The sequence below is a fragment of the Klebsiella sp. CN_Kp073 genome, from assembly GCF_040065495.2.
GTDB classification, from domain to species: domain Bacteria; phylum Pseudomonadota; class Gammaproteobacteria; order Enterobacterales; family Enterobacteriaceae; genus Klebsiella; species Klebsiella aerogenes.
Window position 1 is genome coordinate 2029411 of record NZ_CM198051.1, and the last position, 17912, is coordinate 2047322.

The window sequence follows — 17912 nt, forward strand, 5'->3', positions numbered from 1 at the left end:
TCGCCCTCAGCCTACTCAAGCCGTTCAACAGAAAATGCATAATTTATTGGCTTGATGACCGTTATAAATTCACGATATTTCTCGGGTAGCAGGGAAGTTTTACCGATGGCGACGTAATAATCAGCTGTTTCATCCGTTGTTGTCTTGGCCTCAGCCATGAGAGTATCCTTTAATCTATTTACATAATTATGAACAATGTTAATTGAGATCCCCTCACGGTCCATCCGGGTGGCATTTAAGGTAATGATGAGCCAAAGTAACAACCAAAGCCCGGTAACGATAAGCATCATGAGCCAGCTTAATACGCTGGAGTGGATAAGCGTGCTACTATCGAAAAACGTTTTCCACAGATATGTACCGATTAAAATTAATGAAGGAACGACGATCAGGATCATATTCCACGTATGTTGCGCCGGACTGAGCATCAGGCCCCTACACTGGGGATCGTCTGACCAATGGTTTTTATCGGCGACGTAAAGAGAAAGGGGGAAATTCTGGGCGCTGGGTTTTGGTGTAGAAAAATGGTCAAAGAGTATTTTTTCTACACGAGTCATCTTGCACTCTGCATACTGCTGGTTGGCGCAAAGTTCGATATTCTCAGCGCAATGAATAATGGTTACGTAGTTTTTTCTTAATAGCCTGAACATGGCTAATTGAATAACGACGGTGGCTCTGCCCCGTAGCCAGGCAAGAAACGACGGAGATATGGAGTAAGGTGGTGGTATCGGCGTGTTTTTCTCAGAAGGACGAGTCTTTGAGATAATAATCATCACTAGAATATATATCACTGTGGTTGATAATATATGGTAACCCATAAAGGACAATGGGGATAAATCAGAGATGAAATTGATTAAATTGTTCACTTCACACTCCTTGTGATAACCGCAACCCTGCGCGTGAATTTTTACCAGAATAGTAGCTAGTTTAATAGGGTGGTTCTGGTTAAACAATAAATTTAGTTTGTCTGGCGGCTTTCATTAAAAAGCACTGATCAGATATTTATGTGGTTTATGAAATTAAGCCTCCGACTTATTTCAGGAGGCTTATGTTTACGAGGTAAATTAAAAATCGTAGCCCACGGTTGCCGTGACGCTGCGCTCAGCCCCCCAGTAACAGTTGCCGGTGCCGTAGCAGCCGGAAATATACTCGCGATCGCCGATATTATTCGCATTAACCTGAATATAGGCGCCTTTCATCGCCGTTGACCATGCCCCGAGGTCGGCGCGCGCCATCGCATCTATCAGGGTGACTGACGGTAAACGCTCGGTATTGGCGTCATCGGCCCACTGCTTACCGATATAGCGAACACCCGCGCCAAGGGTGATACCCGCCGGCAATTGATAGCGCGCCCAGAATGAGGCCATCTGATCTGGCGTCAGCTGAGGGGTATTATTATCGGTGCCGTCTTTCGTGTCCTGAAAGCGCAGGCGATTCCAGGTATAAGAGGCAATCGTGCTCAATTGCGGCGTAATCTGGTTATGCGCTTCCAGCTCTACGCCCTGTGAATGCACTTTCCCGGCGGGAATATAGGTGGCGGTGGCGATGTTCGGATCGCGGGTGGCGACATCTTTTTGCATCAAATCGTAAATCGCGATGCTATACAAATCGCTGCTGCCCGGCGGCTGGAATTTCAAGCCGGCCTCCACCTGTTCGGCGGTGGTGGGTTTTAATAACGTACCATCGGCGCCCGGCAGCATCGCCGGGGTAATCGCCTGGCTGTAGCTTAAGTAGGGCGAAAGGCCATTATCGAGCGCGTACAGCAGCGAGGCGCGGCCGCTGATGTGATCGTCGGAGCGGCGGTTTGACGTGCCTGAAGTGTCGCTAATCTGTTGTGAAACGATGCGGTCGTAGCGTCCGGAAACGTCAAAGTGCCAACGATTCCACACCATTTCATCCTGCAGATAAAGCCCGGTCTGGTAATAACGGCGATTATTATTATCGCTGTAGGTGATGGTATGCCCGGTTTGCGGCGTATAGCCGGTAAAGGGGTTAAGCGGCGCCGCGCCGCCGGCGCCGGTCCATAAATCGTTGCGGAAGCGATGATACTCAGCGCCGAGGATTAACGTATGCGCCACTTCACCGGTCGCGAAATCGGCGCGCAGGCGGTTATCGGTTGACCAGCCGTCCAGCGACCCGCGGGAACCGCTGTAGCCGCGGGAAATCAGGTCGCTGTCGCCCACCCAGCCAACCTGATAAACCTGATCCAGCGAGACATTCGTATGGGTATAGCTGCCCGCGGAGTAAGCCGACCAGACATCGCTGAACTGGTGGTTGAATTCATAGCTGTAGATTTGCTCGCGGCGCTGGTAGCCATCGCCCGGATCGCCTTCATTGGTGCTGGGTGAGAGCTTACGACCGTTGTGCGCGTAACGGGTGCCATCCAGCGGCAGAGAGCCGTGGTAGCCGCCGGAGGGATCTTTTTGCAGGTAGGCGCGCAACAGCAGCGAAGTATCGCTATCCGGTTGCCACAGCAAGGAAGGCGAAATCGCATAGCGCTCTTCGCGGGTATGATCATACTGCGTATCGCTGCTGCGGGTCATGCCGATGAGCCGCCAGGCCCACTGGTCATTAATGGCATCCGTATAGTCGAAGGCTGCGCCCTTAGTATTTTGCGTGCCGCCGGTCAGGCGAAAGTGCCCCTGCTGGCTGAACTGCGGCCGTTTGGAGGTCAAATTGACCACCCCGCCCGGCACGCTTTGGCCATAAAGGGCGGAAGAGGGGCCGCGGATGACGTCGACGCGTTCAATAAACCATGGGTCGATCTGCAGTACGTTATGGCTGCCGCCGTCGCTCATCAGGCGCATGCCGTCAAGGAACAGGTTATCAACGTCGCCGCCGTGGTAGCCGCGCAGCGAGATGGTATCAAAGCGCGTCGCGCCGCCGCCAAAACTGGAATAAACCCCCGGCGTATACTGTAGGGCCTGGCTTACGGTATCGGCGCCCTGATCGGCGATCTGCTGGCGGGTGATCACCGATACCGACTGGGCGGTAGTAATCAACGGCTGGTCGGTTTTCGTGGCGCCGGTTGACGTTTTGGCGCTATAGCCTTGAGTTTGCGCGCTGGCGGAGTCGTCAGGTTGCGCGGTCACGATCAGGGTATCTTGCGCCTGAGCGGCGAGAGGGAAGGCGGCCGCGAGGGCGCACACCAGCGCGGAGCGCTTAAAATTAACAGAGGAGATCATGCCATAATCCTGAATAGCGCGGTCTGGCACTCCTGTGCGCCGCCGCGGAAATAAACGAAATGCTTTTTCGTTAAAAATAATGCGAATTATTATCGTTTGCTTTTGCATGATCAAGCAAAATAGTCCTCCTCAGAGCAAGTAGACATTTTGCTGGCTGTCGGCGGATGATGGGGTTACGTCGATGGAAAAAGCGCGGCGAAGATATCGCCGCGCGCAGGGGATTACTGGGCTTTTTTCTCCGCAGCCGCCACGGCATCGTTCGCGGCGGGCTGCTTGCCAGCGGTGATTTCTGCCTGCGCCGGGCGGGTTGCCGGCAGCGCATCGCACGGTTTATCTTGCGGGCAAACCAGGTCGAGCATCTTTAACGTCACGCCGTTGGTCCAGCCAAAGCCGTCCTGCAGAGGATACTCTCCGCCGCCGCCGCCGGTACCCGTCGAACTCACGTCATATTTCTCAACCAGCTTCTGCTTGCTGTCATAGGTGTGCTGGACGTTGCTGAGGAAGCGCCAGGTGACGTCCATGGCCACCTTTTTCTGACCATAGTTCTGCAGACCTTCCACCGCCACCCACTGCAGCGGCGCCCAGCCGTTTGGCGCATCCCACTGTTGGCCGCTATTGACCGTGGTGGTGGTAAGCCCGCCGGGCTTCAGCAGGCGGCTTTCGGCGGCGGCGGCTACCTTCGCGGCACGTTCGCTGGAGGCCGCTTTGACGTACAGCGGGAACAGCGCCGCGGCGGTCAGCTGATTGCGGACTTTATGGCTCTTCAGATCGTAATCGGCATACCAGCCCTCTTTATCGTTCCACAGATATTTTTCCAGCGCCTTCTGGCGGGCATTCGCCAGCGCGTCGTACTGTCCGGCTTTAGCGCTGTCGCCTGCGGCTTTACTGGCGCGGGCAATGGTTTTCTCCATGTGGAACATCAGCGCATTGAGGTCGACCGGAATGATGCTGGTGGTGCGGATAGTCCCCAGCTGCTGCGGATTATCCATCCAGCGAGAACTGAAGTCCCATCCGGAGGCCGCGGCGGAACGTAGGTCACGATAGATTTCGGTGGCCGGGCGGTTAGGATTGTTTTTGGCGGTTGTCACGTCGTCAAGCCAGGACTCCGGGCGAGGCGTATCGTTATCATCCCAGTAGCGGTTAAGCAGCGCGCCATCTTCCAGACGTACCACGCGTTTATTCGCGTTGCCGGGCGTCAGCGCATCGGCGCCTTCCATCCAGTAGCGATACTCTTTTTCCATCTGCGGCAGCCAGGTCTTTAGCGCCCGATCGCCATCGTGGCTGGCCAGCAGCTCAACCATAAAGGAAAAGAACGGCGGTTGCGAACGGCTCAGATAGTAACTGCGGTTGCCGTTTGGAATATGCCCCCAGCGGTCAATCTCGGCGGCAAAATTGGCCACCATGTCTTCCACTTTATCCCAGTGCCCGCTTTCGGCGAGGCCCAGCATGGTGAAATAGCTATCCCAATAATAGACTTCGCGGAAGCGTCCACCGGGCACCACATAAGGTTTCGGTAGCGGCAGCAGCGAATCCCACTTCTCGACCTCGACGGTGCTGCGGGTTAGCACCGGCCATAGCCCATCAATGTGTTGACGCAGGGTTTGCCCTTTCGGCGGCACATATTGATCGTTATCACGCGGCAGGGTGAAGTTGATCTCGACGAAATGGCGCAGATCGAAGCTGGCCTGACCTTTTTGCATCCGATAGTCGGCAAGGATCATTAGCGGATCGCTATTCGGGACCGCATCAGCGAAGGTTTTTTGGTCAGGGAAGAGTTTCGCGCTTTGCACGTCGTTAAATAGCGGACCTAAAAGTTCATCAGGCGATTGCGGCACCGGGGAGGTGTTGTCATCTGCCTGCGCGGCGAATGTCGCCAGGCTTAACATTGCGCCTCCCAGCGCCAGTTGAATAAGGTGGGTCAGGGTTTCCGGGCGACGTAGAACCGATCTCGTCATCGATAATTCTCCATTTTACGTTTTGCTGACTTCGCGCCACTGCGAACGGCCATCAGAAAACCTTAGCCGAATATCGGCCGCCTCGCGTGCTGGAGTTAACATTTTGGCCGAAAACAGAGTATTTACCTGGCGACATATTGTCCCGGCGTTTTGCCGGTCTGAGTACGGAAGAAGTAGATGAAGGCGCTATCGCTGGCAAACTCCAGCGCCTGGGCGACATCCGTGATGCGCTGGCCGCAGGACAGCAATTCTACGGCTTTCATCAGCCGCCACTGCTGGCGCCACTGCTGATATGACATGCCGGTTTCGCGCTGAAACAGGCGGCTGATGGTCTTTTCTCCGGCGCCGCATTGCGCCGCCAGTTGTTGAAGTAGCGGCGGTTGCTCATGGCCGTTGAGATGACGTAGACGTTTATCCTGCGGCAGCGTTAGCATCATCGGTTCATGTTTTGCCGCGCCGATTTCCGCCACGCAAAGCGCCGCCAGGTGCAGGGCCGGGCCCTGTCGCCAGTCGGTATCCCAGGGGCTGGCGCTGATGCGTTCCAGTAGCTCGCGCAGCAGCGGCGTAACGTTGAGGATCGCAGGCTGACGGGGCAACTGCGGGTATGAGTCATTGGCGAACCATACCGAACGGTAATCAACGATGTGCTGCATTTCGGCGCGGTGGGTGACGCCTGCGGGGATCCACGCCGCGCGGGTCGGCGGCAACATACACAATAGCGCGCCGTCGTTCAGCGTCAGCCGGATGCAGCCCTGACGGGTAAATAGCATCTGTCCCATTTGATGTTGATGCAGACCATCGTCATGATCGCCGTTTAGGGTCGCTTGCACGCCAATCAGCGGCGCATTGAATATATCAGGGTCAAAGGATGCATCCGCGCTGAGCCAGGCCATGATGTCTGATTCTCGATGTTAAGTGTCATTATATTTATAATCGCCGATTTTGCCGCTCCCTACAATGGCGCCTCTGATGAGGGAGATTGATATGTTAAGTCGTTCGGCGATGGCGCTGGTTACCGCATTACTCATGTTTCCGCAAATCGCGGAAACTATCTATAGCCCGGCGCTGACTGATATCAGCGCCCATTTTTCCGTTAGCGCCGCCGATGCGGCGCAGACGCTGGCGGTCTATTTCATTGGCTTTGCCATCGGCGTGCTGTTCTGGGGCTGGTTCAGCGACCGGCGTGGACGGCGGCCGGCGTTATTGCTCGGTCTGGCGGTGTATACCGCAGGCTGCATGCTGGCGCTGGCGGCGCCAAATTTTGGCGTATTGCTGGCGGCTCGCATCCTGGCGGCTTTCGGCGCGGCTATCGGGTCGGTGGTTGGGCAAACGGTGTTGCGCGATGCGTTTGAAGGTCGGCAGTTGGCGGCGATTTTTTCCTTCGTGGGCATGGCGCTGGCTATCAGCCCAGCAATTGGCGTCTATTCTGGCGGCGTGTTGGCGGGGTGGTGGGGGATGTATGGCGTGTTTAGCGCCCTGGCGTTGCTGGCGGCGACGCTATTGCTGCTGTGCGCGGCGGTAATGCCGGAAACCCGGCCGTCGCGAACGGCAAATCAGGCGCTCTGGCCGCTATTACTGCGCATGATGGTGGATACAAAAATCCGTTTAGCGGTGGCGCTGGTGGCGGCATTGAATATCGGTTTGTTCAGCTACTACAGCCAGGGGCCGTTCCTTTTTGCCCGCCTGGGGCTGGATGCGCGGGCTTTTGGCTACAGCGGTATGGCGCTGGCCGCGGGAGCGTTAGCCGGCGCGCAGGGGAATCGTCTGTTGCTACGACGTGGAGCGGGGCAGCAGCACATATTTATTTGTGCCGGTCTTCTGTTATTGCTCGCCAGCGCAGGCGTTGGCCTGTTAACACATTCATGGCTCTTTTTGCTACCGATGATGGGGGTAGCGACAGCCTATGCCATGGCGATCCCCGTGGTGCTGGGTACGGCGCTTAGCGATTACGGCGATTGCCGCGGTAGTGCCGGGGCGCTGCTTGGCCTGGCCTATTATTTGATTATCGGCTTGGGGCTGGCAATTGTGGGTTGGGGGGAATCCTTGGGTATCACGTTAGCGATCTGTGCGGCGGTGAGTGCGCTTACCGGTTGGCGTTATCTGCGGCACATGGATGATGAGTTTTCCTGATTTGTGATGATTAGCACAAATCACTGCTTGGCAGGTTTGTGACTGGATGAAAAATCGATATTGATTTTAATCAAGGAATTACCTGCTATAAAATAGCCAAAAAATGAGGTTAAAATAATGTTGATAATGATAATTAATTGTTTGTTTTTGTTTTCAGCTAAATTAATGAAATATATCTTTACATACAAATAACGTGAAAAATTGTGACCTCACCCCGTAATAAATCGAAATAAATACAGTTTTCTCATTTTATTTGATTGTTTACACCTGAGGTTTAAACAGAAATTAATGTGAAATACCTCCTTTTATTGCTTGAAAATTACCCTTTGCCCGCTCATTTTTAGCTTAAAAATTAACCTTTTTTATCCCCATAAATATTTTTTATCCCCTCATATTTCTTTGACTAAAATCATGATTAATTTCATGTTTTTTATTTTAACTTATTGATTTTAAATGTTTTAATTTGTTTTTTTGGATAAGGTTGATTATAGGTAAAAGGGCTTTGTGAGTGGTCTCACACAACCACCAGATCATCATTTGATACACTTCCCGCCGTCAACAAAGTCATTAACGTGGATAACCAATATGAACACTATTCCGCTCCCTAAAACTCAGCACCTGGTTGTATTCCAGGAGGTGATCAGAAGTGGTTCGATTGGTTCAGCAGCGAAAGAATTAGGATTAACTCAACCTGCAGTCAGTAAAACAATTAATGATATTGAAGACTATTTCGGTACCGAGCTCATCGTCCGTAAAAATACCGGTGTAACTTTGACTGAAGCCGGGCAGGTGCTGTTGACCTGGTCGGAGTCGATTACCCGTGAAATGAAAAATATGGTTAACGAAATGCACAGTATGACCTGCAGCACAGTCGTTGACGTCTCGTTTGGTTTCCCGTCGCTAATCGGCTTCACGTTTATGTCGGATATGATCCATAAATTCAAAAAATTATATCCAAAAGCACAGGTCTCGATGTATGAAGCGCAGCTTTCTTCGTTCCTGCCGGCGATCCGTGATGGTCGTCTCGATTTCGCCATCGGCACGCTGAGCGATGAAATGAAGCTGCACGATCTACATGTCGAACCGCTATTTGAATCGGAATTCGTCCTGGTGGCCAGCAAATCGCGAACGCGGAGCGGCAGTGCCACGCTGGCATCGTTACAGCACGAACAGTGGGTATTGCCGCAAACCAATATGGGTTACTACAGTGAACTCCTCGCCACGCTTCAACGCAGCGGCATCAACAATGAAAACATCGTTAAAACAGACTCTGTCGTTACTATTTATAATCTTGTTCTCAATGCTGATTTCCTGACGGTTATTCCGTGTGATATGACCGCACCATTTGGCTCTAATCAATTTATTACTATTCCTGTCGAGGACGCATTACCGGTAGCGCATTATGCTGCGGTATGGTCGAAGAATTATCGCATTAAAAGCGCGGCCTCGGCGTTAGTTGAATTAGCGAAAGAATATTCAGCCCATAGCGGTTGCCGACGACGACAATTAATCACCGTTGATTAACAGTCTTTTATATTGATTGAAACTTAAGCTGCGATTTATTTATCAGTCGCTGCCCATTAACGCTATTTGTTTAATTCCAGGTTAAGAGGTTCTCATGCATATTACATACGATCTTCCAGTTGCTATTGAAGATATCCTCGAAGCGAAAAAAAGATTGGCAGGTAAAATATATAAAACGGGGATGCCGCGTTCGAATTATTTCAGCGAACGATGCAAAGGCGAAATCTTCCTTAAGTTTGAAAATATGCAGCGCACCGGTTCTTTTAAAATTCGCGGCGCGTTTAATAAACTCAGTTCGCTGACTGATGCGGAAAAGCGCAAAGGCGTGGTGGCGTGTTCCGCCGGTAACCATGCGCAGGGTGTTTCGCTCTCCTGCGCTATGCTCGGCATCGATGGTAAAGTGGTGATGCCGAAAGGCGCGCCAAAATCAAAAGTGGCCGCCACCTGCGACTATTCGGCGGAAGTGGTGCTACATGGCGATAATTTTAACGACACCATCGCCAAAGTCAGCGAAATTGTTGAAATGGAAGGGCGGATATTTATTCCACCATACGACGATCCGAAAGTGATAGCCGGCCAGGGGACTATTGGTCTGGAAATCATGGAGGATTTATATGATGTCGATAACGTTATTGTACCGATTGGCGGCGGCGGTTTAATTGCCGGTATCGCGGTGGCGATTAAATCGATCAACCCGACCATTCGTATTATTGGCGTACAGTCTGAAAACGTTCACGGCATGGCGGCCTCGTATTACGCCGGAGAAATCACCAATCATCGCAATAATGCCACCCTGGCTGACGGTTGCGACGTTTCTCGCCCGGGAAATATTACTTATCAGATCGTTCGTGAATTAGTTGACGATATTGTGCTGGTCAGCGAAGACGAAATTCGCAACAGCATGGTCGCACTTATTCAACGCAATAAAGTGATTACCGAAGGGGCCGGGGCGTTAGCCTGTGCCGCATTATTAAGCGGTAAGCTGGACAGCTATATTCAGAACCGAAAAACCGTCAGCATTATTTCCGGCGGCAATATCGACCTGTCTCGCGTATCGCAAATTACTGGTTTAGTTGACGCTTAATCTTTTTGATGAGGATAGGATATGAGTACTACAGATAGCATTGTATCCAGCCAGACAAAAGAGTCGTCCTGGCGCAAATCGGACACCACCTGGACCCTGGGCTTATTCGGCACCGCCATTGGCGCCGGGGTATTATTCTTCCCGATCCGCGCCGGTTTCGGCGGCCTGATCCCCATCTTACTGATGTTAGTGCTGGCCTACCCGATCGCCTTCTATTGCCATCGGGCGCTGGCCCGGCTGTGCCTTTCCGGCTCAAATCCTTCCGGCAACATCACTGAAACGGTAGAGGAGCACTTTGGTAAAACCGGCGGGGTGGTGATTACTTTCCTTTATTTCTTCGCGATTTGCCCGCTGCTGTGGATTTACGGCGTGACGATCACCAATACCTTTATGACCTTCTGGGAAAATCAGCTGCAGCTGCCGGCGCTGAACCGCGGTTTTGTCGCGCTGTTCCTGCTGCTGCTGATGGCGTTTGTCATCTGGTTCGGTAAAGATCTGATGGTGAAGGTAATGAGCTATCTGGTATGGCCGTTTATCGCCAGCCTGGTGCTGATTTCTCTGTCGCTGATCCCTTACTGGAACTCCGCGGTTATCGATCAGGTGAATTTAAGCGAGATCTCGCTGACCGGTCACGATGGTATTCTGGTGACCGTCTGGCTGGGTATTTCGATTATGGTGTTCTCGTTTAACTTCTCGCCAATTGTCTCTTCATTCGTGGTTTCCAAGCGCGAAGAGTATGAGAAAGACTTTGGTCGCGAGTTCACCGAGCGCAAATGTTCACAGATTATCTCTCGCGCCAGCATGCTGATGGTGGCCGTGGTAATGTTCTTCGCCTTCAGCTGCCTGTTTACGCTGTCGCCGCAGAATATGGCGGATGCCAAAGCGCAGAATATCCCGGTGCTCTCGTACCTGGCGAACCACTTCGCCTCGCTGTCCGGCACCAAATCCACCTTTGCAACGGTGCTTGAATATGGCGCGTCAATCATCGCGCTGGTGGCGATTTTCAAATCCTTCTTCGGACACTACCTCGGCACGCTGGAAGGCCTGAACGGTCTGGTGCTGAAGTTTGGTTACAAAGGCGATAAAACCCGCGTTTCCAGCGGCAAGCTCAACACCATCAGCATGATTTTTATCATGGGCTCAACGTGGATTGTCGCCTACGCCAACCCGAACATTCTCGACCTGATTGAAGCGATGGGCGCGCCGATTATTGCCTCGCTGCTGTGCCTGCTGCCGATGTACGCCATCCGTAAAGCGCCATCGTTGGCGAAATATCGCGGCCGCCTGGACAACGTCTTCGTCACGGTAATCGGTCTGCTGACCATTCTGAACATCGTTTACAAACTGTTTTAATTAAGCTCAGGACGAGCGGAGTGATGACATGAATGAATATCCGGTAGTACTGGTCATTAACTGCGGCTCGTCTTCAATTAAATTTTCAGTACTTGATGCCGCCAGCTGTGAAGTATTAATGGCTGGTATTGCAGATGGCATTAATTCTGAAGATGCGTTCCTGTCAATAAATGGGGGAGAGCCGGCTAAGCTGGCTCACCGCAGCTATGAAGGCGCATTGAAGGCGATCGCATTTGAATTAGAAAAGCGTGATTTAATGGATAGCGTGGCGTTAATTGGCCACCGTATCGCGCACGGCGGCAGCATATTTACCGAATCGGCGATAATTACCGATGAAGTTATCGACAATATTCGCCAGGTGTCGCCGCTGGCGCCGCTGCATAATTACGCCAATCTCAGCGGTATTGAATCAGCTCAGCAGTTATTCCCGGGCGTACAGCAGGTAGCGGTCTTTGATACCAGCTTTCATCAGACGCTGGCGCCAGAAGCATTTCTTTACGGCCTGCCGTGGGACTATTACCAGCGACTGGGCGTGCGCCGCTATGGTTTCCACGGCACCTCGCACCGTTATGTGACTCAGCGCGCGCTGGCGTTGCTTGATTTACCCGAGCAGGATAGCGGGCTGGTCATTGCTCATCTTGGCAACGGGGCGTCGATTTGCGCGGTACGCAACGGCCGCAGCGTGGATACCTCGATGGGCATGACGCCGTTGGAAGGCCTGATGATGGGCACCCGCAGCGGGGATGTCGATTTTGGCGCGATGGCGTGGATCGCCGGCGAAACTAACCAGACGCTCAGCGATCTGGAGCGCGTGGTGAATAAGGAGTCCGGCCTGCTGGGGATATCCGGATTGTCATCCGACCTGCGGGTGCTGGAAAAAGCCTGGCATGAGGGGCATGAACGCGCGCGGTTGGCGATTAAAACCTTTGTGCATCGTATTGCCCGCCACATTGCCGGCCATGCCGCCTCGCTACGCCGCCTTGACGCGATTATTTTTACCGGCGGTATCGGCGAAAATTCGGTATTAATCCGTCAACTGGTGATTGAGCATTTAGCGGTATTCGGCGTCAGCCTGAATGAGGCGCTAAATAAACAACCCAACTCCGCCGGTGAACGCATTATTTCTTCCCGCGAGGCTCGAGTGATATCTGCAGTCATACCCACCAATGAAGAGAAGATGATTGCGCTCGATGCTATTCATTTAGGCAAAATTAATGCATCCCTGGAATTTGCTTAATTACGTTGTGGTCCTGTAGAGAGATTATTTTCATGAAGGTAAATATCGATACCAGCGATATGCTGTACGCCGAAGCATGGCACGGATTTAAAGGTACGGACTGGAAAGAAGAAATTAATGTCCGTGATTTTATTCAGCACAACTATACGCCGTATACCGGAGATGAATCATTCCTTGCTGAGGCGACGCCGGCGACGACCGCGCTGTGGGAAAAAGTCATGGCCGGCATTCGCGTAGAGAACGCCACCCACGCGCCGGTTGATTTTGATACTAATATCGCCACCACCATTACCGCTCACGATGCCGGCTATATTGAGCAATCGCTGGAAAAAATAGTCGGCTTGCAAACGGATAAACCGCTCAAGCGCGCGCTGCATCCGTTTGGCGGCATTAACATGATTAAAAGCTCGTTTGATGCCTATGGCCGGGAAATGGATAGCCAGTTTGAATATCTGTTCACCGAGCTGCGTAAAACCCACAATCAGGGGGTATTTGACGCTTATTCGCCGGATATGCTGCGCTGCCGTAAATCCGGCGTACTGACCGGTCTGCCGGATGGCTATGGCCGCGGGCGTATCATTGGCGACTACCGCCGCGTGGCGCTATACGGCATCCGCTATCTGGTGCGTGAACGTGAACTGCAGTTTGCCGATCTGCAGGCAACGCTGGAGCGCGGGCAGGATCTGGAAGCCACTATTCGTCTGCGTGAAGAGCTGGCGGAACACCGCCGCGCGTTGCTGCAAATGCAGGAGATGGCGGCGAAATACGGCTGCGATATCTCCCGCCCGGCGCGCAACGCTCAGGAAGCGGTACAGTGGTTGTACTTCGCCTATCTGGCGGCGGTGAAATCGCAAAACGGCGGCGCGATGTCGCTGGGGCGTACCGCCTCTTTCCTCGATATCTATATCGAGCGCGACTTCCACGCCGGGATCCTCAATGAACAACAGGCCCAGGAACTGATCGACCACTTCATTATGAAGATCCGCATGGTGCGTTTCCTGCGTACGCCGGAATTCGATACGCTATTCTCCGGCGATCCTATCTGGGCAACCGAAGTGATTGGCGGGATGGGGCTGGATGGCCGCACGCTGGTGACTAAAAACTCCTTCCGCTATCTGCATACGCTGCACACCATGGGCCCAGCGCCGGAACCCAACCTTACCGTATTGTGGTCGGAGGCGCTGCCGATTGCCTTTAAGAAATATGCCGCCCAGGTCTCGATCGTCACTTCCTCGCTGCAGTATGAAAACGATGACCTGATGCGCGCCGATTTCAACAGTGATGATTACGCTATTGCCTGCTGCGTCAGCCCGATGGTCATCGGCAAACAGATGCAGTTCTTCGGCGCGCGCGCCAACCTCGCCAAAACGCTGCTGTACGCAATCAATGGCGGGGTGGATGAGAAACTCAAAATCCAGGTCGGGCCGAAAACCGCGCCGCTGATGGATGAGGTGCTGGATTACGACAAAGTGATGGCCAGCCTCGATCATTTTATGGATTGGCTGGCGGTGCAGTACATCAGCGCGCTGAACATCATTCATTACATGCACGATAAATATAGTTATGAAGCCTCGCTGATGGCGCTGCACGACCGCGACGTATACCGCACTATGGCCTGCGGGATTGCCGGGCTGTCGGTGGCGGCGGATTCGCTTTCGGCTATTAAGCACGCGAAGGTGAAACCCATCCGCGACGACAGCGGCCTGGCGATCGATTTTGAGATTGAAGGCGATTATCCGCAGTACGGCAATAACGATCAGCGCGTCGATAGTATTGCCTGCGATCTCGTTGAACGCTTTATGAAGAAAATTAAGGTGTTGCCGACGTACCGTAACGCGGTGCCCACGCAGTCGATCCTGACGATTACCTCAAACGTGGTGTACGGCCAGAAAACCGGTAATACCCCGGATGGCCGCCGCGCCGGTACGCCGTTTGCGCCGGGGGCCAACCCGATGCATGGCCGCGATCGCAAAGGGGCGGTCGCTTCGTTGACTTCCGTGGCTAAGTTGCCGTTCACCTACGCGAAGGATGGAATCTCTTATACCTTCTCGATCGTCCCGGCGGCGTTAGGTAAAGAGGCGAGCGTCCGGCAAACCAACCTCGTCGGTCTGCTCGATGGCTACTTCCACCACGAAGAACGGATCGAGGGCGGCCAGCATCTGAACGTCAACGTGATGAACCGCGAGATGCTGCTGGACGCCATAGCTCATCCGGAAAATTATCCGAACCTGACCATCCGCGTCTCTGGCTATGCGGTGCGCTTTAATGCGCTAACCCACGAACAGCAGCAGGATGTCATTTCGCGAACCTTCACCCAGGCGCTGTAACGCAACGGGGCGACGATAATGGTCGCCCCATTTTTATCATGGGTGTGAAACCTGGTCTTCACTGCACGGTAAACCGAGGTGTAGATATGATTAGCGCTTTCGATATTTTCAAAATTGGTATTGGTCCTTCGAGCTCTCATACGGTGGGGCCGATGAATGCAGGAAAAAGTTTTATCACCGAGCTGGCGACCCGCGGCGACCTGACGCAGACTACGCGCATTGTCGTCGATCTGTACGGTTCGCTATCGCTGACCGGCAAAGGGCATGCGACCGATGTCGCCATTATCATGGGGCTGGCGGGAAATAGTCCGCAGGATGTCGATATTGACGCCATCCCGGCCTTCATTCAGCAGGTGACCGCGAGCGGCCGTCTGCCGGTGGCGAAGGGGAGTCGGCAGGTTGATTTCCCGCTGCCGGAGAGCATCGTATTTCATGATAGCGCGCTGGCCCGCCATGAGAACGGTATGCGCATCAGCGCCTGGGATCATCAGCAGCCGCTACTCAGCAAAACCTATTACTCAATTGGCGGCGGATTTATCGTTGAGGAATCGCGTTTTGGCCAGACTCACGATATCGCAACGCCCGTCCCCTTTGATTTCCGTTCCGCCCATCAACTGCTTCAGCTGTGCGAACACAATGGCCTTTCCATCTCTGGCCTGATGATGCAAAACGAGCGGGCGCTGCGCGATAAGGGGCAAATCGATGCTGGTTTCGCCGCCATTTACGCGGTGATGCGTAACGGTATTGAGCGGGGAATGAATACCGAGGGCGTGCTGCCGGGGCCGCTCAACGTGCCGCGGCGGGCGGCGGCGCTGCGCCGACAGCTGGTGGCCAGCGATAGTCTGTCCCGCGATCCGATGAACGTCATCGACTGGATCAATATGTTTGCGCTGGCGGTGAGCGAAGAAAATGCCGCCGGTGGCCGGGTTGTCACCGCGCCTACCAATGGCGCATGCGGGATTATTCCCGCGGTTCTGGCCTATTACGACAAGTTTCGCCGCCCGGTCAATGCCAACTCGATTGCCCGCTATCTGCTGGCTGCGGCGGCTATCGGTTCACTGTATAAGATGAATGCCTCTATATCTGGCGCAGAAGTTGGCTGTCAGGGCGAAATTGGCGTGGCCTGCTCTATGGCGGCGGCTGGGCTGACGGAGCTCCTTGGCGGCAGCCCGGCGCAGGTATGCAACGCCGCGGAAATCGCCATGGAACATAACCTCGGTCTGACCTGCGATCCGGTGGCCGGGCAGGTGCAAATCCCCTGCATCGAACGCAATGCCATCAATGCGGTGAAGGCGGTTAACGCCGCGCGGATGGCGCTCCGCCGAACCAGCGAGCCGCGGGTTTGTCTCGACAAGGTCATTGAGACAATGTATGAAACCGGTAAAGACATGAACGATAAATATCGCGAAACCTCACGCGGCGGGCTGGCGATAAAAGTGATTTGCGACTGACGAATCAGAAAGGGCTGGGCTGGCGCGCCGCTATCGCTTCACCGCTGACCGGATGGTGAAAATGCAGTTCGCTGGCGTGGAGCATCAGGCGTGAGGCCTGATGTGACGCCAGCCCTCCGTAGAGATCGCAGCCGAGAATCGGATAGCCGAGATGCTGGCAGTGGATGCGTAGCTGATGGGTGCGTCCGGTTTCCGGTAGCAATCGTACGCGAGTTACCGCCAGCGAACCATTGGCTGTTGACAACCATTCCCGTGATAGCACCTGAAAGCACGAGCGCGCCGGTTTACCGTTACGCACGCTAATCGCCATTCGTGGAAACAGCGCCGGATCTTTAGCAATCGGCGCGTCTATCACCCCTTCATCTTCCTCTGGATGCCCACACAACAGGGCGTGATAAACCTTGCTTACCGCCCGCTGGCTGAACTGCTGACACAGCGCGGCGTTTATCGCTTTGTTACGCGCCACCACCATAAGGCCGGAAGTCCCGAAATCGAGCCGATGAACCAGCGAGCACCCAGGAAAATTCTGCACCAGGCGGTGATGGACCGAATCCAGGTTCTGCGGGTTCTTACCCGATAGGCTGAGCAGACCGCTGGGTTTGTCGATCAATAACAAATGTTCGTCCTCGTAGAGGATCTTAATCTGCGCGGAACAAGGTGGGGCGATGAAGGTATCAATTACGGTAGACATGGGCAGGCGCTGCTTAAGGGTGAGGGCGGATGATAGCGAATCTCTGTCTGGAAGGCGACCCGGAATCTACGCTCCGGAACGGAAGACTTTTTAGCGAATAACGATAACAAAGTATGCAACCCCTTTGCAGAGACGAGTGGGGTGTGATACATAATTGTTATGTTATAACATACGAAATAAAGTAATATGTCCAAGGTCGATACTGAAATACTTCGCATCAATACGCTGCATCTGACAGCCAAAAGGGGGGCCGTGATACTCGACGGTATTCATTTCTCGCTCCGAGCCGGGGAAAAGCTGGCGGTTATTGGACCTAACGGCAGCGGTAAGTCGAGCCTATTAAGAGCCATTATTGGCGAACTCTGTCCGGATAAAGGGACGCTGTACTGGCAGGGGCGTCCACTACGGCAACTGTCGCCGGAAGCGCGCGCGCGGAATATTGCCTTCCTGTCGCAAAACGATATCCCCGATTTGCGTCTGACGGTGGAAGAGTATGTTCAATTGGGGCGTTTACCGTATCGCGAATCACCGTCCTCGGCGCAGGGACGTCGCATCGTGGAGAGCGTTATTAGTGATACGGATCTGAAACCTTTACGCCATCGCCAGTTGGGCGACCTCTCCGGCGGTCAGCGCCAGCGCGCCGCGCTCGCCCGCGCGCTGGCGCAATCGCCCACATTATTACTGCTGGATGAGCCGACTAATCACCTCGATCCGCTGGCGAGAACCGAGTTACTTGCCCTGGTAAAACGCGCAGAGGTTGCGGTGATTGCGGTGTTACACGACCTTGCCGCGGCTGAAGCCTTTGCCGACCGGATGCTGGTTCTCCACCATGGCAAGCAGATGATTTGCGACGTACCCGAGGCTGCGCTGCACCCCAGCGTGAGCTATCCGGTTTTTGGCATGACCAGTTTTCGCGTGGCGCATCCCGTTAGCGGTAAAGCGCTGCGCATTTTTGAAGTTCCTCATCGCGCTTAATGA

12 protein-coding genes and 2 pseudogenes are annotated in these 17912 nt (G+C 53.8%); 9 read left to right on the forward strand and 5 right to left on the reverse strand.

The features are described 5' to 3' along the window. Positions 1-11 precede the first annotated feature (11 nt). The 4 genes from ABLV66_RS09810 to ABLV66_RS09825 form a co-directional block, all read right to left on the reverse strand. A complete protein-coding gene (locus ABLV66_RS09810) occupies positions 12-863 on the reverse strand; it encodes a TIGR04222 domain-containing membrane protein (RefSeq protein ID WP_348875935.1) in 852 nt (283 codons plus the stop codon). 198 nt (positions 864-1061) lie between these two features. After that, positions 1062-3182 (reverse strand): TonB-dependent siderophore receptor, encoded by a 2121-nt coding sequence (locus ABLV66_RS09815; RefSeq protein ID WP_348875934.1) that lies wholly within the window; start codon positions 3180-3182, stop codon positions 1062-1064. Positions 3183-3403: 221 nt separating this feature from the next. Then, complete coding sequence (locus ABLV66_RS09820) at positions 3404-5137, reverse strand: alpha,alpha-trehalase (protein WP_045390445.1); 1734 nt, start codon at positions 5135-5137, stop codon at positions 3404-3406. 122 nt (positions 5138-5259) lie between these two features. Next, positions 5260-6030 (reverse strand): AraC family transcriptional regulator, encoded by a 771-nt coding sequence (locus tag ABLV66_RS09825; RefSeq protein WP_045390448.1) that lies wholly within the window; start codon positions 6028-6030, stop codon positions 5260-5262. Positions 6031-6121: 91 nt separating this feature from the next. Here ABLV66_RS09825 and ABLV66_RS09830 point away from each other — a divergent pair, with 91 nt between their 5' ends. From ABLV66_RS09830 to tdcG, 7 genes are all read left to right on the forward strand, one after another. Continuing rightward, positions 6122-7267: an MFS transporter gene (locus ABLV66_RS09830; RefSeq protein WP_047045238.1), complete on the forward strand. Its 1146-nt coding sequence runs from the start codon at positions 6122-6124 to the stop codon at positions 7265-7267. 585 nt (positions 7268-7852) lie between these two features. Next, positions 7853-8791: a transcriptional regulator TdcA gene (gene tdcA, locus ABLV66_RS09835; RefSeq protein WP_045390453.1), complete on the forward strand. Its 939-nt coding sequence runs from the start codon at positions 7853-7855 to the stop codon at positions 8789-8791. A gap of 94 nt (positions 8792-8885) precedes the next feature. Continuing rightward, a complete protein-coding gene (gene tdcB / locus ABLV66_RS09840) occupies positions 8886-9875 on the forward strand; it encodes a bifunctional threonine ammonia-lyase/L-serine ammonia-lyase TdcB (RefSeq protein ID WP_045376007.1) in 990 nt (329 codons plus the stop codon). 21 nt (positions 9876-9896) lie between these two features. Beyond that, positions 9897-11228: a threonine/serine transporter TdcC gene (gene tdcC, locus ABLV66_RS09845; RefSeq protein ID WP_045390456.1), complete on the forward strand. Its 1332-nt coding sequence runs from the start codon at positions 9897-9899 to the stop codon at positions 11226-11228. 28 nt (positions 11229-11256) lie between these two features. Beyond that, complete coding sequence (gene tdcD / locus ABLV66_RS09850; protein WP_049059523.1) at positions 11257-12465, forward strand: propionate kinase; 1209 nt, start codon at positions 11257-11259, stop codon at positions 12463-12465. Between the two features lie 32 nt (positions 12466-12497). Then, positions 12498-14792 (forward strand): formate C-acetyltransferase, encoded by a 2295-nt coding sequence (pflB, locus tag ABLV66_RS09855; protein WP_045390461.1) that lies wholly within the window; start codon positions 12498-12500, stop codon positions 14790-14792. Positions 14793-14878: 86 nt separating this feature from the next. Beyond that, positions 14879-16243, forward strand: coding sequence for an L-serine ammonia-lyase (gene tdcG / locus ABLV66_RS09860; protein ID WP_213797654.1), 1365 nt, complete (start codon positions 14879-14881; stop codon positions 16241-16243). A 4-nt stretch (positions 16244-16247) separates the two neighbouring features. On the opposite strand, the gene ABLV66_RS09865 is transcribed toward tdcG, so the two are convergent. Beyond that, entirely contained in the window at positions 16248-16934 is a 687-nt protein-coding gene (locus ABLV66_RS09865; RefSeq protein ID WP_348875933.1) for an RluA family pseudouridine synthase, read from the reverse strand. A 282-nt stretch (positions 16935-17216) separates the two neighbouring features. Between ABLV66_RS09865 and ABLV66_RS09870 the strand changes: the two are divergent. Together ABLV66_RS09870 and ABLV66_RS09875 are read left to right on the forward strand one after the other, a co-directional pair. Continuing rightward, positions 17217-17576, forward strand: a pseudogene (locus ABLV66_RS09870) (ATP-binding cassette domain-containing protein); the annotation flags it as partial. 9 nt (positions 17577-17585) lie between these two features. Then, positions 17586-17909, forward strand: a pseudogene (locus ABLV66_RS09875) (ATP-binding cassette domain-containing protein); the annotation flags it as partial. Between the last annotated feature and the right edge of the window lie 3 nt (positions 17910-17912).